Source organism: Citrobacter sp. CK189 (assembly GCF_030333505.1).
GTDB classification, from domain to species: domain Bacteria; phylum Pseudomonadota; class Gammaproteobacteria; order Enterobacterales; family Enterobacteriaceae; genus Citrobacter_B; species Citrobacter_B koseri.
The window spans coordinates 823659-845641 of the sequence record NZ_JAOWFV010000038.1; the positions used below are offsets into that span (position 1 = coordinate 823659).

23 protein-coding genes are annotated in these 21983 nt (G+C 54.5%); 13 read left to right on the top strand and 10 right to left on the bottom strand.

Translation table 11 applies throughout. The features are described from left to right. From tsaB to rnd, 4 genes are all read left to right on the top strand, one after another. A complete protein-coding gene (tsaB, locus tag OGV83_RS13880; RefSeq protein WP_047463242.1) occupies positions 1 to 696 on the top strand; it encodes a tRNA (adenosine(37)-N6)-threonylcarbamoyltransferase complex dimerization subunit type 1 TsaB in 696 nt (231 codons plus the stop codon). A 99-nt stretch (positions 697 to 795) separates the two neighbouring features. After that, the gene (locus OGV83_RS13885) at positions 796 to 1377 is read left to right on the top strand and encodes a Slp family lipoprotein (protein WP_047463245.1); all 582 of its coding nucleotides are present in this window, start codon (positions 796 to 798) and stop codon (positions 1375 to 1377) included. 204 nt (positions 1378 to 1581) lie between these two features. Continuing rightward, the gene (gene fadD / locus OGV83_RS13890; RefSeq protein WP_080750364.1) at positions 1582 to 3267 is read left to right on the top strand and encodes a long-chain-fatty-acid--CoA ligase FadD; all 1686 of its coding nucleotides are present in this window, start codon (positions 1582 to 1584) and stop codon (positions 3265 to 3267) included. Positions 3268 to 3336: 69 nt separating this feature from the next. After that, positions 3337 to 4464, top strand: coding sequence for a ribonuclease D (gene rnd, locus OGV83_RS13895; protein ID WP_286463819.1), 1128 nt, complete (start codon positions 3337 to 3339; stop codon positions 4462 to 4464). A 34-nt stretch (positions 4465 to 4498) separates the two neighbouring features. Here the strand turns inward: rnd and OGV83_RS13900 are convergent, their stop codons facing one another. Continuing rightward, a complete protein-coding gene (locus OGV83_RS13900) occupies positions 4499 to 5581 on the bottom strand; it encodes a tartrate dehydrogenase (protein WP_275155661.1) in 1083 nt (360 codons plus the stop codon). 103 nt (positions 5582 to 5684) lie between these two features. Between OGV83_RS13900 and OGV83_RS13905 the strand changes: the two genes are divergently transcribed. After that, complete coding sequence (locus tag OGV83_RS13905; RefSeq protein ID WP_049008374.1) at positions 5685 to 6602, top strand: LysR substrate-binding domain-containing protein; 918 nt, start codon at positions 5685 to 5687, stop codon at positions 6600 to 6602. A gap of 88 nt (positions 6603 to 6690) precedes the next feature. Here the strand turns inward: OGV83_RS13905 and minE are convergent, their stop codons facing one another. From minE to minC, 3 genes are read right to left on the bottom strand one after another with little or no spacing between them, the layout of a single operon-like run. Next, a complete protein-coding gene (gene minE / locus OGV83_RS13910) occupies positions 6691 to 6957 on the bottom strand; it encodes a cell division topological specificity factor MinE (RefSeq protein WP_003859937.1) in 267 nt (88 codons plus the stop codon). Positions 6958 to 6960: 3 nt separating this feature from the next. After that, a complete protein-coding gene (gene minD / locus OGV83_RS13915; RefSeq protein ID WP_047463261.1) occupies positions 6961 to 7773 on the bottom strand; it encodes a septum site-determining protein MinD in 813 nt (270 codons plus the stop codon). Positions 7774 to 7796: 23 nt separating this feature from the next. Next, the gene (minC, locus tag OGV83_RS13920) at positions 7797 to 8504 is read right to left on the bottom strand and encodes a septum site-determining protein MinC (protein WP_153257653.1); all 708 of its coding nucleotides are present in this window, start codon (positions 8502 to 8504) and stop codon (positions 7797 to 7799) included. A 125-nt stretch (positions 8505 to 8629) separates the two neighbouring features. On the opposite strand from minC, the gene OGV83_RS13925 reads away from it, so the two are divergent. The 3 genes from OGV83_RS13925 to ycgN all read left to right on the top strand — a co-directional run bounded on the left by OGV83_RS13925 (position 8630) and on the right by ycgN (position 10192). Further along, positions 8630 to 8923 carry a YcgL domain-containing protein gene (locus tag OGV83_RS13925; protein ID WP_024130270.1) on the top strand — a complete coding sequence of 98 codons (294 nt, stop codon included), beginning with the start codon at positions 8630 to 8632 and terminating at the stop codon, positions 8921 to 8923. Positions 8924 to 8993: 70 nt separating this feature from the next. Continuing rightward, positions 8994 to 9653: a fumarylacetoacetate hydrolase family protein gene (locus OGV83_RS13930; RefSeq protein WP_049008376.1), complete on the top strand. Its 660-nt coding sequence runs from the start codon at positions 8994 to 8996 to the stop codon at positions 9651 to 9653. A gap of 92 nt (positions 9654 to 9745) precedes the next feature. Next, a complete protein-coding gene (gene ycgN, locus OGV83_RS13935; protein WP_047464034.1) occupies positions 9746 to 10192 on the top strand; it encodes a cysteine cluster protein YcgN in 447 nt (148 codons plus the stop codon). A 26-nt stretch (positions 10193 to 10218) separates the two neighbouring features. Here the strand turns inward: ycgN and OGV83_RS13940 are convergent, their stop codons facing one another. The 3 genes from OGV83_RS13940 to nhaB form a co-directional block, all read right to left on the bottom strand. Continuing rightward, positions 10219 to 10560, bottom strand: a complete 342-nt coding sequence (locus OGV83_RS13940) for a TehB family protein (protein WP_115625611.1) — start codon at positions 10558 to 10560, stop codon at positions 10219 to 10221. Positions 10561 to 10668: 108 nt separating this feature from the next. Then, positions 10669 to 11199 carry a disulfide bond formation protein DsbB gene (gene dsbB, locus OGV83_RS13945; RefSeq protein ID WP_024130271.1) on the bottom strand — a complete coding sequence of 177 codons (531 nt, stop codon included), beginning with the start codon at positions 11197 to 11199 and terminating at the stop codon, positions 10669 to 10671. A gap of 141 nt (positions 11200 to 11340) precedes the next feature. Next, positions 11341 to 12885: a Na(+)/H(+) antiporter NhaB gene (nhaB, locus tag OGV83_RS13950; RefSeq protein WP_114847803.1), complete on the bottom strand. Its 1545-nt coding sequence runs from the start codon at positions 12883 to 12885 to the stop codon at positions 11341 to 11343. Positions 12886 to 13107: 222 nt separating this feature from the next. On the opposite strand from nhaB, the gene fadR reads away from it, so the two are divergent. Together fadR and OGV83_RS13960 are read left to right on the top strand one after the other, a co-directional pair. Beyond that, the gene (fadR, locus tag OGV83_RS13955) at positions 13108 to 13827 is read left to right on the top strand and encodes a fatty acid metabolism transcriptional regulator FadR (protein WP_024130272.1); all 720 of its coding nucleotides are present in this window, start codon (positions 13108 to 13110) and stop codon (positions 13825 to 13827) included. Between the two features lie 45 nt (positions 13828 to 13872). Next, positions 13873 to 14076: a hypothetical protein gene (locus OGV83_RS13960; RefSeq protein WP_275155663.1), complete on the top strand. Its 204-nt coding sequence runs from the start codon at positions 13873 to 13875 to the stop codon at positions 14074 to 14076. A 103-nt stretch (positions 14077 to 14179) separates the two neighbouring features. Here the strand turns inward: OGV83_RS13960 and OGV83_RS13965 are convergent, their stop codons facing one another. Continuing rightward, on the bottom strand, positions 14180 to 15712 hold the full coding sequence (locus OGV83_RS13965; protein WP_024130273.1) for a SpoVR family protein: 1533 nt from the start codon (positions 15710 to 15712) through the stop codon (positions 14180 to 14182). A gap of 322 nt (positions 15713 to 16034) precedes the next feature. Between OGV83_RS13965 and OGV83_RS13970 the strand changes: the two genes are divergently transcribed. Beyond that, on the top strand, positions 16035 to 17333 hold the full coding sequence (locus tag OGV83_RS13970) for a D-amino acid dehydrogenase (protein ID WP_114847804.1): 1299 nt from the start codon (positions 16035 to 16037) through the stop codon (positions 17331 to 17333). A 12-nt stretch (positions 17334 to 17345) separates the two neighbouring features. Then, positions 17346 to 18416, top strand: a complete 1071-nt coding sequence (gene dadX, locus OGV83_RS13975; RefSeq protein ID WP_286463823.1) for a catabolic alanine racemase DadX — start codon at positions 17346 to 17348, stop codon at positions 18414 to 18416. Positions 18417 to 18521: 105 nt separating this feature from the next. Here the strand turns inward: dadX and OGV83_RS13980 are convergent, their stop codons facing one another. Both OGV83_RS13980 and ldcA read right to left on the bottom strand, forming a co-directional pair. Then, the gene (locus OGV83_RS13980; protein ID WP_047463283.1) at positions 18522 to 20255 is read right to left on the bottom strand and encodes a potassium/proton antiporter; all 1734 of its coding nucleotides are present in this window, start codon (positions 20253 to 20255) and stop codon (positions 18522 to 18524) included. A 96-nt stretch (positions 20256 to 20351) separates the two neighbouring features. Further along, positions 20352 to 21266, bottom strand: a complete 915-nt coding sequence (gene ldcA / locus OGV83_RS13985) for a muramoyltetrapeptide carboxypeptidase (RefSeq protein ID WP_286463824.1) — start codon at positions 21264 to 21266, stop codon at positions 20352 to 20354. Positions 21267 to 21366: 100 nt separating this feature from the next. Between ldcA and emtA the strand changes: the two genes are divergently transcribed. Continuing rightward, positions 21367 to 21978 (top strand): membrane-bound lytic murein transglycosylase EmtA, encoded by a 612-nt coding sequence (gene emtA / locus OGV83_RS13990; protein WP_012132090.1) that lies wholly within the window; start codon positions 21367 to 21369, stop codon positions 21976 to 21978. Positions 21979 to 21983 lie beyond the last annotated feature (5 nt).

Below are 21983 nucleotides of genomic sequence, written 5' to 3' on the forward strand. Positions count from 1 at the left end.
ATGCGAATTCTGGCTATCGATACCGCCACAGAAGCGTGTTCCGTTGCCCTGTGGAATGACGGTAATATCAACGCTCATTTTGAGCTTTGCCCACGAGAACATACCCAACGTATTTTGCCGATGGTGCAGGATATCCTGGCCGCCAACAGCATTACGCTTACCGATATCGACGCGCTGGCGTTTGGTCGCGGCCCCGGCAGTTTTACCGGCGTGCGCATTGGCATTGGCATTGCGCAGGGGCTGGCGCTGGGCGCGAACCTGCCGATGACTGGCGTTTCAACGCTGGCGACAATGGCGCAGGGCGCCTGGCGTAAAAGCGGCGCGACGCGCGTGCTGGCGGCGATTGACGCACGTATGGGCGAAGTCTACTGGGCGGAATACCAGCGTGATGAAAATGGCGTCTGGCACGGGGAAGAGACCGAGGCCGTGTTAAATCCCGGGCTGGTTAGCGAACGGTTGAAGCAGCTTTCCGGGGAGTGGGCTACTGTTGGCACAGGCTGGCCTGCATGGCCTGATCTGGGTAAAGACAGCGGTTTGGCTTTGCGCGATGGCGACGTTCTGCTTCCGGCGGCGGAGGATATGCTGCCTCTCGCCAGTCAGATGCTGGCAGCGGGGAAAACCGTCGCGGTTGAACAGGCCGAACCGGTTTATTTACGTAACAACGTCGCGTGGAAGAAACTTCCGGGCAAAGAATGAATCTCAGTATTATCACCCTGAATAATTTGAACGTAGCTGTTACACACAGGTAGTTTGAAGTATGACGAGAATATGTGCTGAGAAAAAAGGAGTCGCACTATGGCGGTTCAACAACAGGTAATGAAAGGAATTCTGGCGGGAGTGGTCGCGTTAACGCTGAGTGGCTGCGTTACCGTCCCGGATGCCATCAAAGGTTCCAGTCCCACGCCGCAGCAGGATCTGGTGCGGGTTATGAATGCGCCGCAGCTGTACGTCGGCCAGGAAGCGCGTTTTGGCGGTAAAGTGGTGGATGTGCAAAACCAGCAGGGAAAAACGCGGCTGGAAATCGCCAGCGTGCCGCTTGATAACGGCGCGCGTCCGATCCTCGGTGAGGCTTCGCGAGGGCGGATTTATGCCGACGTGAACGGCTTCCTTGACCCGGTAGACTTCCGTGGGCAACTGGTGACGGTCGTCGGGCCGATTACCGGCACGGTGGACGGTAAGGTCGGCAGTACGCCGTATAAGTTTATGCTGATGCAGGCAACGGGCTATAAACGCTGGCACCTTACTCAGCAGATCGTCATGCCGCCGCAGCCGATCGATCCCTGGTTCTACGGTGGACGAGGCTGGCCGTACGGCTATGGCGGTTGGGGATGGTATAACCCAGGCCCCGCACAGGTTCAAACGATCGTAACTGAATAACCCCTTGTTTTATCAATAAAAGAGACAGCGGCTGGTCCGCTGTTTCTGCATTAATACGGACATAAGAAAAATAAATAGTGACGCGCTTCGCAACCTTTTCGTTGAGTGATTAATAAACTGGTACGCTGAGTTAATATTATGTTAACGACTTGTTTATTAACTGGGGTTGCGATGACGACGAACACTCATTTTAGAGGTGATGCTTTGAAGAAGGTTTGGCTTAACCGATATCCCGCTGATGTCCCGGCGGAGATCAATCCTGACCGTTATCAATCCCTGGTTGAATTATTTGAACATGCCGTCGTGCGTTACGCCGACCAGCCTGCGTTCGTCAATATGGGGGAGGTGATGACCTTCCGCAAACTGGAAGAGCGCAGCCGGGCATTCGCGGCCTATTTGCAGGAAGGGCTGGGCCTCAAAAAAGGCGACCGCGTCGCGCTAATGATGCCGAATCTGCTGCAATACCCGGTCGCGCTGTTTGGTATTTTGCGCGCCGGGATGATCGTCGTGAATGTCAACCCGCTGTATACGCCGCGTGAGCTTGAGCATCAGCTCAATGACAGCGGAGCGGCGGCTATCGTGATCGTCTCTAACTTTGCCCACACGCTGGAAAAAGTGGTCGATAAAACGTCCGTACAGCACGTAATTCTGACGCGTATGGGCGACCAGCTTTCTACCGCGAAAGGTACGCTGGTTAACTTTGTCGTGAAATACATTAAGCGTCTGGTGCCGAAATATCACCTGCCGGATGCGATCTCTTTTCGCCGCGCGCTACACGCAGGTTATCGGATGCAGTACGTGAAGCCTGAGCTGGTCACCGAAGATCTGGCGTTCCTGCAATACACGGGTGGTACAACCGGCGTAGCGAAAGGCGCGATGCTGACGCACCGCAACATGCTGGCAAACCTGGAGCAGGTAAAAGGCACCTACGGGCCGTTGCTGCATGAGGGGAAAGAGCTGGTGGTGACGGCGCTGCCGCTGTATCACATTTTCGCGTTGACCATGAACTGCCTGCTGTTTATTGAACTGGGCGGGCAAAACCTGCTCATCACTAACCCGCGCGACATTCCGGGCATGGTGAAAGAGCTGGCGAAATATCCGTTTACCGCGATGACCGGCGTTAACACCCTGTTTAACGCCTTGCTGAACAACAAAGAATTCCAGCAACTGGACTTCTCTACGTTGCACCTTTCTGCTGGCGGCGGTATGCCGGTACAGCATGCGGTTGCAGAACGTTGGGTGAAACTGACCGGACAATATTTGCTTGAAGGCTACGGTCTGACCGAGTGCGCGCCGTTGGTCAGCGTGAACCCGCATGATATCGATTATCACAGCGGCAGTATCGGGTTGCCCGTTCCCTCTACCGATGTAAAACTGGTGGATGACGAGGGCAATGAGGTGCCGACAGGCGAGCCTGGCGAGCTGTGCGTGAAGGGGCCGCAGGTGATGCTGGGATACTGGCAGCGCCCGGACGCGACGGATGAAATCGTCAAAGACGGCTGGCTTTACACGGGGGATATCGCGGTGATTGATGACGAAGGGTTCCTGCGCATCGTCGATCGCAAAAAAGATATGATTCTGGTTTCCGGCTTTAACGTCTATCCTAATGAAATTGAAGACGTGGTGATGCAGCATCCTGGCGTTCAGGAAGTGGCGGCAGTCGGCGTGCCTTCGGGCAGCAGCGGTGAAAGCGTGAAAATCTTTGTCGTGAAGAAAGACCCGGCGTTGACCGACGAGGCATTGATTACCTTCTGTCGTCGCCAGTTGACGGGGTATAAAGTGCCGAAGCTGGTGGAGTTTCGCGACGAACTGCCTAAATCGAACGTCGGAAAAATTTTACGACGAGAATTACGTGACGAAGCGCGTGGCAAAGTAGACAATAAAGCCTGAGCTTTAAGCAAGTCGCCAGACGCCGGTTAAGCCGGCGTTTTTTTTGGCGCAAACTAAAGAGAATATGATTTGAATTACCAAATGATCACTACGGACGACGCGCTGGCGACGTTATGTGAAGCGGTTCGGGCATTTCCGGCGATTGCCCTTGATACGGAGTTTGTCCGTACGCGTACCTATTACCCGCAACTTGGGCTTATCCAGCTGTTTGATGGCGAGCATGTCGCCCTGATTGATCCTCACGGCATTACCGACTGGTCGCCTCTGCGCGCCGTGTTGCGTGATACCGCGATAACCAAATTTTTGCATGCGGGCAGCGAAGATCTGGAGGTTTTTCTCAACACCTTCGGGGAGCTACCGCAACCGCTGATCGACACGCAGATCCTTGCCGCATTTTGTGGCCGCCCCTTGTCCTGGGGTTTTGCCGCGATGGTCGAGGAGTTTACGGGCGTCGCGCTGGATAAAAGCGAGTCCCGTACCGACTGGCTGGCAAGACCGTTAACCGAACGCCAGTGCGAGTATGCGGCGGCGGACGTCTGGTATTTGTTACCGATCACCAAAAAACTGATGGTCGAAACCGAAGCATCCGGCTGGCTGCCTGCGGCGCTGGATGAGTGCCGTCTGATGCAGCAGCGTCGTCAGGAAATTCTGGCGCCGGAAGAGGCCTGGCGTGACATTACCAATGCCTGGCAGTTGCGTACCCGTCAACTGGCCTGCCTGCAACTGTTGGCCGACTGGCGACTGCGCAAGGCGCGTGAGCGCGATCTGGCGGTCAACTTTGTGGTGCGCGAAGAGCACCTGTGGGCGGTGGCGCGCTATATGCCGGGGAGTCTGGGCGAACTGGACAGCCTGGGGCTTTCTGGCAGCGAAATTCGTTTTCACGGTAAGACGCTGATCGCGTTAGTGGAGAAGGCGCAGACGCTGCCGGAAGAGACGCTGCCGGAACCCTTGCTGAACCTGATGGATATGCCAGGCTATCGCAAGGCGTTTAAAGCCATCAAAGCGCTGGTGGCGGACGTTAGCGCGAGGCACAACGTCAGTGCGGAATTGCTGGCGTCGCGTCGGCAAATCAACCAGTTGCTTAACTGGCACTGGAAGTTAAAACCGCAGGCCACGCAGCCGGAACTTATCTCCGGCTGGCGTGCGGAACTGATGGCGGAAAAACTGCGGAATCTGTTGCAGGAATATCCGCTGTAATACGGATGATGGCCGCTACCCGGCCGCTCCATCATTAGCGCAGCGCCTGACAGATCGCCTCCGCCATCTGCCGGGTGGAGGCGGTGCCTTTCAGATCCGGTGTTTTCGGGCCGTCGGCGATAACTTGCTCAATGGCCGCGAGAATACCGTCATGTGCCTCCCGGTAGCGCGTATCGCCATTGCCGAGGAAATCCAGCATCATGGCGCCCGCCCAGATGGTGGCAACAGGGTTGGCGATATTCTTGCCGTATATATCCGGCGCAGAGCCGTGTACCGGTTCAAACAGCGACGGGAATGTGCGTTCCGGGTTCAGGTTTGCGGAAGGCGCAATGCCGATGGTGCCGGTACAGGCCGGGCCAAGATCGGACAGAATATCGCCAAACAGATTTGAGGCGACAACCACGTCAAAGCGCTCCGGCTGCATGACAAAGCGGGCGCACAGAATGTCGATATGCTGCTTATCCCAACGAATCTCCGGGTAGTGCTGCGCCATGGCTTCAACGCGTTCATCCCAGAAAGGCATACTGATGGCCAGGCCGTTGGATTTGGTGGCGGACGTCAGCGTTTTGCGCGGTCGGCTTTGCGCCAGCTCAAAGGCGTAGCGCAGAATGCGATCCACTCCGCGCCGGGTAAATACCGACTCCTGAATCACCACTTCGTGCTCGGTTCCGGCATTAACGCGCCCGCCCAGCGAGGAGTATTCCCCTTCGGTGTTCTCGCGCACGACGTAGAAATCAATATCTCCCGCTTTTTTTCCGGCCAGCGGGCAGGGAACGCCGGGAAACAGACGTACCGGACGCAGGTTAACGTACTGGTCAAATTCGCGGCGGAATTTCAGCAGCGATCCCCACAATGAAACATGGTCCGGGACGGTATCCGGCCAGCCGACGGCGCCGAAATAGATCGCATCAAACGATTTTAGCTGCGCATGCCAGTCGTCAGGCATCATCGTACCGTGATGTGCATAATATTCGCAGCTGGCCCACTCAATCGGCTCAAAGCTGAGCGAGAGATCCCAGCGTTCGGCGGCGGTCTGCAATACGCGAATACCTTCAGGCAGGACTTCTTTACCAATACCGTCTCCGGGAATAGCGGCAATACGACAGGTTTTCTTCATACCAGCTCTCACTTATCAGTAGTCAAAATTGACTTACCCCTTATCCTATAATTGACTGATTGAGAGTTAATCCTTCCAACTGGTGAAACATAAAACACAGATCATGAATAATCTGCCTCTCCTGAATGATTTACGCGTCTTTATGCGGGTTGCCCGGCGTGCGGGTTTTAGCGCGGTTGCGGAAGAGCTGGGCGTTTCGCCGGCGTTTATCAGCAAACGGGTGGCGTTGCTGGAGCAGACGCTGAACGTGGTGCTGCTCCACCGAACGACCCGGCGGGTGACGATCACGGAAGAGGGCGAGCGTATTTACGAATGGGCGCAGCGCATTTTGCAGGATGTGGATCAGATGATGGATGAGCTGTCTGACGTGCGGCAAGTCCCACAAGGTATGCTGCGTATTATCAGCAGTTTTGGCTTCGGTCGGCGGATTGTTGCGCCCGCGCTGTCGGCGCTGGCGAAGCAGTATCCACAGCTGGAGTTGCGGTTCGACGTTGAGGACCGGCTGGTGGATCTGGTGAATGAAGGGGTCGATCTTGATATTCGTATTGGTGATGAGATTGCCTCTAATTTAATCGCGCATAAGCTTGGAACCAATTACCGTATTTTATGCGCATCGCCGGCGTTTCTGGCGCAGCACGGCACGCCGAAGCAGCTCAGCGATCTGGCAGCCTTTCCGTGTCTGGTGATTAAAGAGCGTGACCATCCCTTTGGAATCTGGCAGTTACGCACAAAAGAACGGGAATATTCGATTAAAGTGACAGGGTCACTGTCCTCCAACCACGGTGAGATTGTGCATCAATGGTGTCTGGACGGGCAGGGCATTGCGTTGCGGTCGTGGTGGGATGTCTGCGATAACATTGCCAGCGGTCATCTGGTGCAGGTTCTGCCGGAATATTATCAGCCTGCCAATATCTGGGCTGTCTCCGCTTCCCGTCTTTCCTCGTCGGCAAAAATTCGCATTACGGTTGAATTTCTGCGCCGCTATTTTCAGGAGCGTTACCCGAAGTTCAGCCTGGAATAAGCGCCGCCGCGTTATTGTTTATGGCACAGCAGCAAATAAAAGGCAGAATACTCTGCCTTTTTATCGCGTTGCGTTATCCGAAAAGAGATTATCTGGACTCTTCGGCTTCCGGTAATGTCACGTTAAGCTCGAGAATTGAAATATCGCCGTCTTTTTGCTCAAGCTGTACGGTGACCATTTCTGGATCAATTTGCACATACTTGCAGATGACTTCGAGAATATCTTTTCTCAACTGCGGTAAATAATGCGGCTCGGCGTCGCTGCGACGGCGCTCCGCAACAATGATTTGCAGTCGCTCTTTAGCGATGTTGGCTGTACTCTTTTTCCGCGAGAGAAAAAAATCCAGTAATGCCATAACTTATCCTCCGAACAGGCGTTTGAGGAAACCTTTCTTCTCTTCTTCAATGAAGCGGAAAGGACGTTCTTCTCCCAACAGACGTTCTACGGTATCTGCATAGGCTTTACCCGCATCAGCAGTGATGTCGAGAATAACCGGCTCTCCCTGGTTGGATGCGCGCAGGACTGACTGATCTTCCGGGATAACCCCCACGAGTTTGATGCGCAGGATTTCCAGCACGTCTTCCATACTGAGCATATCGCCTCTGTTAACGCGGCCTGGGTTGTAACGCGTCAGCAGCAGATGCTCTTTAATCGGGTCTTCGCCGTTTTCAGCACGACGAGATTTTGACGCCAGAATGCCCAGAATACGGTCAGAGTCACGTACTGAGGAGACTTCCGGGTTAGTGGTGATAATCGCTTCATCGGCAAAATAGAGCGCCATCAGCGCGCCGGTTTCAATGCCCGCCGGAGAGTCGCAGACGATAAAGTCGAAATCCATTGTCTTCAGGTCATCGAGAACTTTTGCTACGCCCTCACGGGTCAGCGCGTCTTTATCGCGGGTTTGCGATGCCGGAAGAATAAAGAGATTCTCAGTGCGCTTATCTTTGATTAACGCCTGGTTTAGCGTCGCATCGCCCTGAATCACGTTCACGAAATCGTAAACGACACGACGCTCACATCCCATGATCAGGTCGAGGTTACGCAGACCGATATCGAAATCGATAACGACAGTTTTCTTTCCCTTCTGGGCCAAACCAGTAGCGATGGCCGCGCTGGAGGTGGTCTTGCCAACGCCCCCTTTACCCGAAGTAACTACAATAATGCGTGCCATAGAAATTCCTTGTTAAAAAGGGATCAATTCAACGGTTGAACTGCCAAAGCGTTATCTGCTAACCGCAGACGCGCCGCTTTGCCATAAAATTCTGCCGGGATTTTATCACTCAGCCAATAAACACCTGCGATAGACACCAGTTCTGCCGTCAGATGGGTACAAAAAATTTGCGCTTCCCGATCGCCGCTGGCGCCTGCCAGCGCGCGACCCCGCATCATGCCATAAACGTGGATATTGCCGTCTGCGATTAACTCTGCGCCAGCGCTGACGTGACTTGTAACAATTAGATCACATTGTGGAGCATAAATGCGCTGACCGGAACGAACCGGTACGTCAATTAATCGCGTTTTTGTGATGGGGGTAACATTTTGTGACGGCGCGCTCGGTGCCGGGGCTTCGACCGGGGCGGAACGAGCGACTTTCTCTTTACCTTCAGTCAGTAAAGGAAGACCCATCTCGTCAATTTCCGCTTTTAGCGCCGCGTCTTTGCAGCCGCTAACGCCGATAATACGCAGACCGGTAGACGTCACCACCTCTTGCAGCGCAGGCCAGTTTACTGGACTTTCAAGGCCGCTGACGTTAATGACCACGGGAGCATGTTTTAAAAAAGCAGGTGCCTGAGCGATTTTGTCTTCCAACGCCTGACGAATAACCTTGGGTTCAGCTTCGTGCAAATGAACCACTGATAAGGTGAAGCTACTGCCTTTAAGCTCGATTGGCGTGTTTGACATCCTGGCCTTACTCAATTTGCTATTTATCATCCCCAATGCGGGGCGATATTCCGAAGACTAGAAGGCATGTTATAGTCAGTATTATATTGAGGCAAGTCACCATCCCGTTAATTCAGAGTAAAAGTATGTTTTGTGTGATCTATCGAAGTAGCAAACGCGACCAGACCTATTTATACGTCGAAAAAAAAGACGATTTCTCACGGGTTCCTGAAGATCTGATGAAGGGATTCGGGCAGCCAACGCTGGCAATGATTCTGCCGTTGGATGGGCGTAAGAAATTAGTGAATGCCGACCTGGAGAAAGTAAAACAAGCGTTAACCGACCAGGGGTATTATTTACAACTGCCGCCACCGCCGGAAGATTTACTCAAACAACATCTTTCTGCGCCGGGCGAAAATAAACCAGACGCTAAAAGTTAAACTGTATCCGGCAACGCGAATGCCCTGCCGATGCAGTTCCTGAAATCCACGATTACGTTAGGGGAAAATAATGTATCAACATCACAACTGGCAAGGTGCTCTGCTTGATTACCCGGTAAGTAAAGTGGTTTGTGTAGGCAGTAACTACGCAAAGCATATTAAGGAGATGGGTAGCGCAACGCCGGATGAACCCGTTCTTTTTATTAAACCGGAAACGGCGCTGTGCGATCTGCGCCAGCCGCTGGCGATTCCGACGGACATGGGCGCCGTTCACCATGAAGTCGAACTGGCGATATTGATTGGCTCGACTCTGCGCCAGGCGACGGAAGACCATGTCCGCAAGGCGATTGCCGGTTATGGCGTGGCGCTCGATCTGACGCTGCGGGATATTCAGGGCAAAATGAAAAAAGCCGGTCAGCCCTGGGAAAAAGCAAAAGGGTTTGATAATTCCTGCCCGCTGTCAGGTTTTATTCCGGTTTCGGAGTTTCATGGCGATCCGCAAAATACCGCGCTCGGGTTGAAAGTGAACGGCGAAATCCGTCAGCAAGGCTCGACGGCGGAGATGATCCACCACATCGTACCGCTCGTCGCCTACATGAGCCGTTTCTTCACGCTCAAGGCGGGAGACGTGATCCTGACCGGCACACCGGAAGGCGTCGGCCCGTTGCAAAGCGGCGACGAGCTGGAAGTCAGTTTTAACGGTCAAACGCTGACGACGCGCGTCCTGTAATCTCTGCTTGCCGCCTTTTCGGGCGGCAAAACTTGCATCAGCGTGCCAGACTGGTTATAAGGTGCAGCTTTACAGCAATGGCGGATACCCTGATGAGCGACATACCTTTCTGGCAAAGTAAAACCCTGGATGACATGACCGATGCCGAGTGGGAGTCGTTGTGTGATGGATGCGGCCAGTGTTGCCTGCACAAACTGATGGATGAAGACACCGACGAAATCTATTTCACCAACGTGGCGTGTCGTCAGTTGAATATCAAAACCTGCCAGTGTCGTAACTATGAACGTCGGTTCGAGTACGAGCCAGACTGCATTAAACTCACCCGCGATAATCTGCCTACCTTTGAATGGTTGCCGATGACCTGCGCCTATCGCTTGTTAGCGGAAGGAAAGGGGCTGCCGGGCTGGCATCCGTTGTTGACCGGGTCGAAAGCGGCGATGCACGGCGAGCGTATTTCCGTGCGCCATATTGCGGTGAAAGAATCTGAAGTGCGGGACTGGCAGGATCACATCTTAAACAAACCTTCATGGGCGGACTGAACCGCCCATTGTTCAGCAAGCGTTAATTACGCTTTTTTCGCCTGATACATTTCATCGCCGTGGTTGTCGTCTTCAACCCAGAAATTGATATTGAATTGCGCATCGTCGCTTAATTCGATGCGGTGCCAGTATTGCGGCGGGCTGGTCGCAAACTGACCGGCGTTAATGACCACTTTGAGTTCTGGTTCTTTGGCATCTTCGTTAGCGAAACCGTAGTAAGTGACCGTGCCTTCCATCACGCAGAGTTGCCCAAAGACACCCGCAGCGGTGTTATGGTGGGAGAGCAGTGCGGCTGGCACATTCTCTTTGGTGAAGAAGGGAGTGGAACGTTTAACTTTCCAGTTTGCCGGGATGCGTAAATGGGACATAAGGCGTCTCCTTGTGGGGGCATCTATAAGATGTATTTAATATACATCTTATAGATGCCCGGAAGCAACGCCGTCAGGCGAAAAAAACGCTCCCGAAGGAGCGTTCTGTTATCGACTAAAGAGATCGCGTCTTTTCGGCTTAAACGGTTGAGCAATCAACACCAGGATCGCGATCGCCAGATACGCCGCAAAAATCCCCAACAGCCACTGCGGCATCTCCAGGGTTAAAAACGACCACTGACGCTCGGCGCAGTCGCCGGAAGCCAGGAAGACCTGCGGCAGCCATTTATCCAGCGGCAGCCACGTCGGGAAGCGCGCAGCAAAATCACAGGTCATGAACGGCGAAGGATGAAGCTGGATCATCGTGTGTTCATAAGCCAACTGCAACCCGCGCCAGGCGCTGTAAATCCAGATCGCTATCGCCACATAACGCAGCGGCGTTTTAGGGGCGACAGCGCCAACCAGACCCGCGCCCATCACGCCGAATAACGCGCTACGTTCGTAAATACATAGCACGCAAGGTTTGAGCAGCATGACGTGCTGGAACCACAGCGCTACCATTTCGAGCGCAAAGGCAGTTAACGCCATCAGTAACCACGCGCCCCGACCCCGTGAGCACTGGTTTAAAAATCGCAACATAATTATTTCCCTGCAACATGCGTAGACACCGCAGTGTAAACCAATTCAATTTATGCGCCAGTAGTGGGAAATGAAATAAAGTATAATCGGATAATTATCATGCAAAAAGTCAAACCGGGCAGTGATTTGCCCGGTTTGATGTTATGAGAATGTAGCTAACCAGCCAGATTGCGTCATCCACTCCGTGATGGGGGTGAGGGTAAACTCGACGCAGAGTAAACCAACGAGGGTGAGCACCAGCGTGTATGGCAACGCCATCCAGACCATACGGCCATAAGAGAGACGAATCAGCGGCGCCAGCGCAGAGGTGAGCAGGAACAAAAATGCCGCCTGGCCGTTTGGCGTCGCTACGGACGGCAAATTGGTGCCGGTGTTGATCGCTACCGCCAGCAGTTCGTACTGTTTCATGCTGATTGCGCCGCTTTCCATAGCCGCTTTGGCCTCATTGATGTAAATCGTCCCGACGAACACGTTATCGGAAATGGACGACAGCAGGCCATTGAAGAGGTAGAACAGCGTTAACTGCGCATGTTCGGAAGCCTGTAAAACGAACTGGATGATCGGGGCGAAAAGATGCTGATCGATAATGACCGCCACGATGGAGAAGAAAACCGTCAACAGCGCGGTAAACGGCAAGGACTCAGTAAATGCTTTGCCAATCGCGTGTTCATCGGTGACGCCGGTGAGTGACGTGGCCAGAATAATGACCGACAGGCCAATTAAGCCCACTTCCGCCAGATGCAGCGCCAGCGCCGTCACCAGCCAGACGCCGATAATCGCCTGTACAAACAGATTGAGTTTGTCCTGGCGTGTACGACGTTGACGGCTTTGATCGTCGAACTCCTGCAAAATATGACGCACTTTCTCCGGCAGCGTTTCACCATAGCCAAACCAGCGGAGCTTCTCGACCAGCACGCAGGTGAGCAGCCCGCAAATTAGCACCGGAACCGTCACCGGCGACATGCGCAGGAAGAAATCGCCGAAATGCCAGCCCGCCGCTTTGGCGATAATCAGGTTCTGCGGTTCACCGACCATCGTCATGACGCCGCCCAGCGCGGTGCCTACGCCCGCATGCATCATCAGGCTGCGCAAGAAACCGCGAAACTGTTCCAGCACCGCTTTACTGTTCTGGTCGAGGTGGTCGTCATCCTGGAGATCGTTCTCTTCGCCGCGCGCAGAGGCGACGCGATGATAAATGCCATAAAAGCCGACCGCGACGCTGATGACCACCGCGACAACGGTCAGGGCATCAAGGAAAGCGGACAGGAAGGCGGCAGCCATACAAAATGCGAGCGACAGCAGCATCTTGGAACGAATGCTAAGCAGCAGGCGGGTAAAAATGAACAGCAGCAACTGCTTCATAAAGTAGATGCCTGCGACCATGAACATCAGCAGCAGCAGCACTTCGAGGTTGGCGGCAACCTCTTCGCGCACATGCGCTGCGCTGGTCATCCCAATGATGACCGCTTCAATCGCCAGTAATCCGCCTGGCAGCAGGGGATAACACTTCAGCGCCATCGCCAGCGTGAAAATAAATTCAGCGACCAGCAGCCAGCCCGCTACAAATGGGTTGATGAAGAAAATCAGTGGATTAGCAATTAAAAAAGCGATTAATGCAAGTTTATACCAGTCAGGCGACTGGCCCAGAAAGTTGCGCCAGAATGCGCGACCCCAGGAGAGCTCCATGGCAGTTTCCCTTACCTGTAAATGTGAGAATCATGTTTTTATGTTTAGGCGCAAAGCTTAGCGGTCAGGGTAAAAGCAGGCAAGTCCTTAACGTGATGGCGCGGCGTTATCCAGAAAATGAAGCCTTGATCCCCTTTTTCTTCATCCTGTCCGCTATCAGCCATGAAACCCGTCTGGTATGATGAGTGTAACTATGTTTTGCTGTGTAATGGAAATCTCACTATGGTCATTAAGGCGCAGAGCCCGGCGGGTTTCGCGGAAGAGTACATCATTGAAAGTATCTGGAATAACCGCTTCCCACCTGGCACTATTTTGCCTGCCGAACGTGAACTCTCCGAACTTATCGGAGTGACGCGCACCACGTTACGCGAAGTATTGCAGCGCCTGGCGCGAGACGGCTGGTTGACGATTCAACACGGCAAACCGACAAAGGTGAACAATTTCTGGGAAACGTCCGGGCTGAATATTCTTGAAACGCTCGCGCGTCTTGATCATGAAAGCGTGCCGCAACTGATTGATAATCTGCTGTCGGTGCGAACCAATATCTCCACGATTTTTATCCGCACCGCGTTTCGTCAGCATCCTGATAAGGCGCAGGAGGTACTGGCGACGGCGAATGAAGTGGCCGACTACGCCGATGCGTTCGCGGAGCTGGATTACAACATTTTCCGCGGTCTGGCGTTTGCCTCCGGTAATCCGATTTACGGTCTGATCCTGAACGGGATGAAAGGGCTGTATACCCGCATTGGTCGTCACTATTTCGCCAACCCGGAAGCCCGGAGCCTGGCGCTCGGTTTCTACCATAAGCTGTCATCGCTTTGCGAACAGGGCGCGCATGACCAGGTGTACGAAACGGTACGCCGTTACGGTCATGACAGCGGTGAGATTTGGCATCGTATGCAGAAGAATTTGCCAGGCGATTTGGCCATTCAGGGCCGCTAATCGTTATACGCCGGATGGCGCTTCGCTTATCCGGCCTACGGTGGTGTGCTGTTTGTTCGCGCCGGATGGCGCTTCGCTTATCCGGCCTGCGGTGATGTGCTGTTTGTTTGTGCCGGATGGCGCTTCGCTTATCCGGTCTGCGGTGGTGTGCTGATTGTTTGCGCCGGATGGCGCTTTGCTTATCCGGCCTACGGCGGTTGTGCTGATTGTTTGCGCCGGATGGCGCTTCGCTTATCCGGCCTACGGTGATGTGCTGTTTGTTTGCGCCGGATGGCGCTTTGCTTATCCGGCCTACGGTGATGTGCTGTTTGTAGGCCGGATAAGGTGTTTACACCGCCATCCGGCAATTAAACTACAGGCTGTTCATTCTCGGCGGACACCGCTCCAGCAGCTCAACGCTGCCATCCTCATTCTGCTGCTCCAGCATGACATCAAACCCCCACAGGCGATGCACATGTTTCAGCACCTCTTTACGTCCCTTGTCCAGCGGCGCGCGGTTGTGAGGAATATAGCGTAGCGTCAAAGAGCGATCGCCGCGTAAATCCACATTCCAGATCTGAATATTCGGCTCCAGATTGCTCAGGTTGTACTGTGACGAAAGCCGATTACGGATCTCGCGATAACCTTCCTCATTGTGAATGGCCGAAATTTCCAGATAGTTGTGCCGGTCGTCGTCCAGCACGGTAAAGAAACGGAAATCACGCATCACTTTCGGCGACAGGAACTGGCTGATAAAGCTCTCGTCTTTAAAATCACGCATCGCGAAATGCAGGGTTTCCAGCCAGTCTGAACCGGCGATATCCGGGAACCAGTATTTGTCTTCTTCCGTTGGCGACTGGCAAATGCGTTTGATGTCCTGGAACATCGCGAAGCCAAGCGCATAAGGGTTAATTCCGCTATACCACGGGCTGTTGTACGGCGGCTGGAACACCACATTGGTGTGGCTGTGTAAAAACTCCAGCATAAAGCGCTCGGTCACTTTACCTTCATCGTAAAGATGATTCAGGATGGTGTAGTGCCAGAACGTCGCCCAGCCTTCGTTCATCACCTGCGTCTGTTTTTGCGGATAGAAATACTGGCTGACCTTGCGCACGATGCGCAGGATCTCGCGCTGCCATGACTCCAGCAACGGCGCGTTCTTTTCCATAAAGTAGAGCAGGTTTTCCTGCGGTTCAGACGGGTAACGCCGCGTTTCGGCGACGGCTTTCTCTTCCTCTTTCTTCGGCAGAGTACGCCACAGCATATTCACCTGGCTTTGCAGATACTCTTCGCGACTTTTCTGCCGGGCTTTCTCCTCCTGCAACGAAATTTTTTGCGGGCGTTTGTAGCGATCGACGCCATAGTTCATCAGCGCATGGCAGGAATCCAGCAGCTTTTCAACTTCGTCCACGCCATAGCGTTCTTCGCATTCGGTAATGTAATTACGGGCAAAGATCAGGTAATCGACAATCGAACTGGCATCAGTCCAGCTGCGGAACAGGTAGTTATTCTTGAAGAAAGAGTTATGCCCATAGCACGCGTGCGCCATCACCAGCGCCTGCATAGTAATGGTGTTCTCTTCCATCAGATAAGCGATACACGGGTTGGAGTTAATGACGATTTCATAGGCCAGCCCTTGCTGACCGTGCTTATACAGGCGCTCGGTTTCAATGAATTTTTTGCCAAACGACCAGTGAGGATAGTTGATCGGCATCCCGACGCTGGAATAGGCATCCATCATCTGCTCAGAGGTGATCACCTCGATTTGGTGCGGATAGGTATCCAGTTTGTAGAGTTTCGCGACGCGGTCAATCTCCGCCAGATAGACATCCAGCAGATCAAACGTCCAGTCGGGTCCATCGCTCAAACGTGTGCTGTCCTTGTTCATGGAATCAATCGTAGCCATTCGCGCACCCTCATTGTTGGCGGCACTCTCTGTCTGGAGCACCTCATTTCAAGCATAGAACACCGTGTTAAAAAACGTGCTGATGAAGAAAATTTTTCTTTGCGATTTCGCAGCGCCGGCACGCCAGAAACTGGCATGGCTGCGATATTTTATGCTGGATAAAAATGACGCACAGCAGGAGATGCCAAAGCAGAGAGATCCCTGACAACAGAGGCAGATGTGAGGTGCGTCACCATAAAAAAGCCATATGTTGAATAATATTTTCAACTGAGTTATCAAGATGTAATTAGAAGATTGTTCTTTTACTGTTAACGGAGTGGCTATGCGAGTTGTCATACTGGGAAGTGGCGTCGTTGGCGTAACCAGCGCCTGGTATCTGTGTCAGGCTGGGCATGACGTCACCGTCATCGATCGTGAACCTGGCCCGGCGCTGGAAACCAGCGCGGCGAACGCCGGACAAATTTCTCCGGGCTATGCCGCGCCGTGGGCGGCGCCGGGTGTGCCGCTGAAGGCCATCAAGTGGATGTTCCAGCGCCATGCGCCGCTGGCTGTTCGCCTGGACGGGACGCAGTTTCAGTTGAAGTGGATGTGGCAAATGTTGCGTAACTGCGACACCCGCCATTACATGGAGAACAAAGGGCGCATGGTGCGTCTGGCGGAGTACAGCCGTGATTGCCTGAAAGCGCTGCGTGCCTCAACCGGCATTCAGTATGAAGGGCGTCAAGGCGGAACATTGCAGTTATTCCGTACCGCGCAACAGTATGAGAACGCCACCCGCGATATCGCCGTTCTGGAAGATGCTGGCGTACCGTATCAGCTACTGGAATCCAGCCGCCTGGCGGAGGTTGAACCTGCGCTGGCGGAAGTGGCGCACAAACTGACCGGCGGCCTGCGTTTGCCTAATGATGAAACCGGAGATTGCCAGCTGTTCACTCAACGCCTGGCGCAGATGGCGGAACAGGCGGGCGTGACGTTTCGCTTCAACACGCCGGTGGAAAAACTGCTGTACGAAGGTGAACAAATTTACGGCGTGAAGTGCGGGGATGACATCATCAAAGCCGATGCTTACGTGATGGCGTTTGGCTCTTACTCGACGGCGATGCTCAAAGGGATCGTCGATATTCCGGTCTATCCGCTTAAAGGTTATTCGCTGACGATTCCGGTCGCACAGGACGATGGCGCGCCAGTTTCGACTATCCTTGATGAAACCTACAAAATTGCCATTACCCGTTTTGATAAGCGTATTCGCGTGGGGGGAATGGCGGAAATTGTTGGCTTTAACACTGAATTATTACAACCGCGTCGTGAAACGCTGGAGATGGTCGTACGCGATCTCTTCCCGCGCGGAGGGCATGTGGAACAAGCCACGTTCTGGACCGGGCTGCGGCCAATGACCCCGGATGGTACGCCGGTGATCGGACGGACGCGCTTCAAAAACCTGTGGCTGAACACCGGGCATGGGACGCTGGGCTGGACAATGGCCTGCGGTTCAGGGCAATTACTGAGCGATATTCTTTCAGGTCGTACACCTGCTATTCCTTATGACGACCTGAGCGTCGCGCGGTACAGCCCTGGCTTTACGCCGTCACGACCCCAGCATCTTCATGGCGCGCATAACTAATAAGGAAGCGAGATGACCCGCCCTATACTGGCCAGCCTTGACCTGCAGGCGATGAAACAAAATCTTGGCATTGTGCGCCAGGCCGCCCCGGACGCTCGCGTCTGGTCGGTGGTGAAAGCCAATGCCTACGGACATGGTATCGAGCGTATCTGGACGGCGTTGGGGGCGACCGACGGCTTTGCCATGCTCAATCTCGAAGAGGCGATTACGCTGCGAGAGCGGGGATGGAAAGGGCCGATCTTAATGCTGGAAGGGTTCTTCCATGCCGACGAGCTGGCCATATATGACACATACCGTCTGACAACCTGCATACACAGCAACTGGCAGCTCAAAGTGTTGCAAAACGCGCGCCTGAACGCGCCGCTGGATGTTTATCTCAAAGTGAATAGCGGCATGAACCGGCTGGGTTTTTTACCCGAGCGGGTACAGACCGTCTGGCAGCAACTGCGGGCGCTGCCGAATGTGGGCGAAATGACGTTAATGTCGCATTTTGCCGATGCTGAGCACCCGGAAGGGATCGACCAGGCGATGACGAAAATCGCCCATGCGACGGAAGGGCTTGAATGCCGTCGCTCGCTGTCGAATTCAGCGGCTACGCTGTGGCATCCTGAAGCCCATTTTGACTGGGTGCGACCCGGAATTATTCTGTATGGCGCATCGCCGTCAGGACAGTGGCGGGATATCGCCAATACCGGGCTGAAACCGGTTATGACCCTGAGCAGCCAGATTATTGGCGTACAGACGCTGAAAGCGGACGATCGGGTTGGGTATGGCGGACGCTATACCGCGACTCAGGAGCAGCGCATCGGGATTGTGGCGGCGGGCTACGCGGATGGTTATCCCCGTCATGCGCCAAACGGCACGCCAGTGCTGGTGGACGGTGTGCGTACCGGAACGGTTGGCACCGTGTCGATGGATATGCTGGCGGTGGATCTGACGCCGTGTCCGCAGGCGGGTATCGGTACGTCTGTGGAACTGTGGGGGAAAGAGATCAAGATTGATGATGTCGCCTCTGCGGCGGGAACGGTGGGGTATGAACTGATGTGCGCGCTGGCGCCGCGTGTTCCGGTTGTGACGGCGTAACTTTTTTGTGGCGCCGTAGGATGGCGCCAGTGCTTATCCGGCCTACAGAAGACAGAGTGTAGGCCGGATAAGGCGTGTCAACGCCGCCATCCGGCAGCGTCTCCATTATTCCATTTCATCCCCCGCGACGCGAACCCCGACCTTACGCACGGCGTTGTCTTCTTTCTCTGCGACCGTCCAGATCATGCCGGCAAACTCCACCTGGTCGCCCACAACCGGCGCAGCGCCCAGCAACTGCTGCACGATTTCCCCCAGCGTCTGCTGTTTATCGCGATATTCCGTTCCCTCGTCCAGACCGTAAATCAGGGCGACGTCAGCAAATTTCGCATTGGCTTCGAGAATAAAATCGCCGAAAAAACGCTGATCCAGCGCGACCGGCGGCGACTGGCTGAACAGTTTGCCCAGCGCCGGAAGGTCGCGCTCACGTCCAATAACGCACAGAACGTCGCCTTCGCGTAAACGGGTGCTTCCGGTCGGATGGAACAGCACGTTGTCGCGAAACAGGGCGGCGATGCGGGTCTCCTGCGGCATGTGCAGATCGCGCAGTGCGGCGCCGACGCACCACTTATCTTCACTCAACTGGTAGACAAACTGCTCCCAGGGGTTTTCCGGGTGAATATCCAGCCCGATACGCGAAACCGGCCAGCCGACGGGAGGCACCACCACTTTGGCTTTTTTGGCCGCCCAGGTCAGGGACGTTCCCTGGAACAGCAGCGATATCAGCACCACAAAGAATGCGACATTAAAAAACAGTCGGGCATTCTCCAGCCCGGCCATCATCGGGAAAACCGCCAGGATGATAGGCACGGCGCCACGCAGCCCTACCCAACTGATGAAGATCCGCTCACGCAGATTAAAGCCCCGAAACGGCAGCAGGCCCGCGAAAACGGAGAGCGGGCGAGCCACCAGAATCATCCAGACCGACAGCACCAGCGCCGGAACGGCGATAGGCAGCAGATCGGATGGCGTAACGAGCAGTCCCAGCACGAGGAACATGGCGATTTGCGCCAGCCAGGCCAGACCGTCAAAGTTTTGCAGGATGCCAAACCGGTTGCGGATAGGGCGGTTGCCCAGCAGGAATCCACACAGGTAAACGGCCAGAATGCCGCTGCCTTCCAGCGCGGTGGTTACGGCGAAAACGAGAATTCCCCCGCTCAGCGCCAGCAGCGGATATAACCCGGTGGGCAAGGCAATCCGGTTAATCATTTGCTGAAGCAGATATCCGCCGCCTAACCCCAGCATGATCCCCAGTCCAAACTGCTGGATGATATCGAGCACGAAGAGCCAGCTCAGGCCGGTCTCATGTTTCTGAATCATCTCTATCAGCGTGATGGTCAGGAAAACCGCCATCGGGTCGTTACTCCCGGATTCGATTTCCAGCGTCGAACCGACGCGTTCGTTAAGCCCTTTACCACCCAGCAGAGAAAAAACGGCAGCCGCATCCGTTGAACCGACAATGGCGCCAATCAGCAGCCCTTCAATGAGATTCAAATGAAAGAGCCAGGCGGCCATCATGCCGGTGAGACCGGAGGTAATCAGTACCCCTACCGTCGCGAGCGAGAGCGCCGGGCCCAGGGCGACGCGAAAGGAGCTGGCCTGGGTACGCATCCCGCCATCCAGCAGAATAATTGCCAGCGCGAGGTTACTCACCATGTACGCGAAAGGATAATTATCAAACGGGATACCGCCAACGCCATCAACACCCGCGAGCATGCCAATCGCGAGAAAGATAACCAGAATAGGGATGCCAAGACGAGATGAGAATGAACTTAATAAAATACTACAGGTTACGAGGACTGAACCCAAAATGAAAAGACTAATAATGGCTGCGGCATCCAACGTTATGTTACTCCTGAATTACGCTGTTTCTAATAATAAACCCTAACATAATAACGACAGAAACAGCGTTTTACTTAGCCCAGGCGACGGCTTTTTTTATGATTTGAGGACAGGATGGCCGGAGAGTGTGAGTTGGCTGCCATTTTCGCCATTCTTTAGCACCGCGTGGGCGCCGAGCGGCAGCGTAACGGTGCGTTGCTCATGACCAAAATCCAGACCGGTCACGACGGGGATGGAGAGACGGGAACGCAGAAACGTGTAAACCGCGTCAAGATCGTAACCGGCATCGTAATCATTCGGCGCGCTACCGCTGAAACTGCCCAATATCAGCGCGTTCTGCCGGGCCAGAATCCCCGCGTGATACAGTTGCAGAAGCATTCGCTCAACGCGGAAAGGATGCTCGTTAATATCCTCCAGCACCAGTACGCCATTTTCAATGGCGGGCATCCACGGGGTGCCGATAAGGGAGACCAGCATGGCCAGATTGCCGCCCCACAGCGTGCCTTCCGTTTCACATGTCGGGCCGTTACCTTGCCACTCCACCGTGAACTGCGCGTTGCACAAGGCCCGCCAGAAATGGCGCTCGGTGAAGGTGTTCATCTCCTCCGCGCCGAAATTCGCCGCCAGCATGGGGCCGCTAAACGTTATCACCTTGCCCAGCGCCAGCAGGGCGGACTGAATCACCGTAAAATCGCTGTGGCCGCAGATCAGCAGCGGGTTCGCCTGCTGCCGTGCGATGAGCGCCAGCCAGTCAATGCTCTCCAGCAGACGACTGGCGCCGTAACCGCCGCGAACCGGCATCACAATGGTATCGGGCGTCGTCAGGCGGGCGAGGCCGTTAACATCCGCCAGACGCTCGGCGTCTGAACCGGCAAAACGCTGGTCACGGCGGCCAATGACGGCGGCGTTATCCACCTGGTGGCCAGATTCGATCAGCCGTTGTACGCCGCGTAAAGCCGCTTGCTGATTGATGCAGTAACCCGATGGGGCGATTAAGTGAAACAGGGACATGGCAATTCCTTGCTGACATCTAAAACCAAATGTATATCATGCCGATTGAGCATGTCGTTGTCACTCGCAGCGGCGAATTCCGGCTATAAGGATAGATGACGTGAAATTGAGATGGTTTGCTTTTTTGGTTGTATTGCTGGCGGGCTGTAGTTCAAAGCAGGATTACAAGAATCCGCCCTGGAACGCTGAAGTCCCGGTTAAACGGGCAATGCAGTGGATGCCGATAAGTGAAAAAGCCGGGGAAGCCTGGGGCGTCAGCCCGCGTCTGATTACCGCGATCATCGCGATTGAATCGGGCGGTAATCCGACGGTGGTCAGTAAATCCGGGGCGGTTGGGTTAATGCAACTGAAGGCCTCGACGTCCGGGCGCGATGTTTATCGTCATATGGGCTGGAGCGGCGAACCGTCGACCAGCGAACTGAAAAACCCGGAGCGGAATATCTCAATGGGGACGGCGTACCTGAGTATTCTGGAACACGGGTCGCTGGCCGGTATTAACGATCCGCAGGTGATGCAGTACGCGCTGGTGGTCTCTTATGCCAATGGCGCGGGCGCGCTGCTGCGCACGTTCTCTTCCGATCGCAAAAAAGCGATTGAGAAAATCAACGATCTGAGCGCGGATGAGTTTTTCGAGCACGTTGCCAAAAATCATCCTGCGCCACAGGCGCCGCGTTATATCTGGAAACTCCAGCAAGCGCTGGATGCGATGTAACCCAC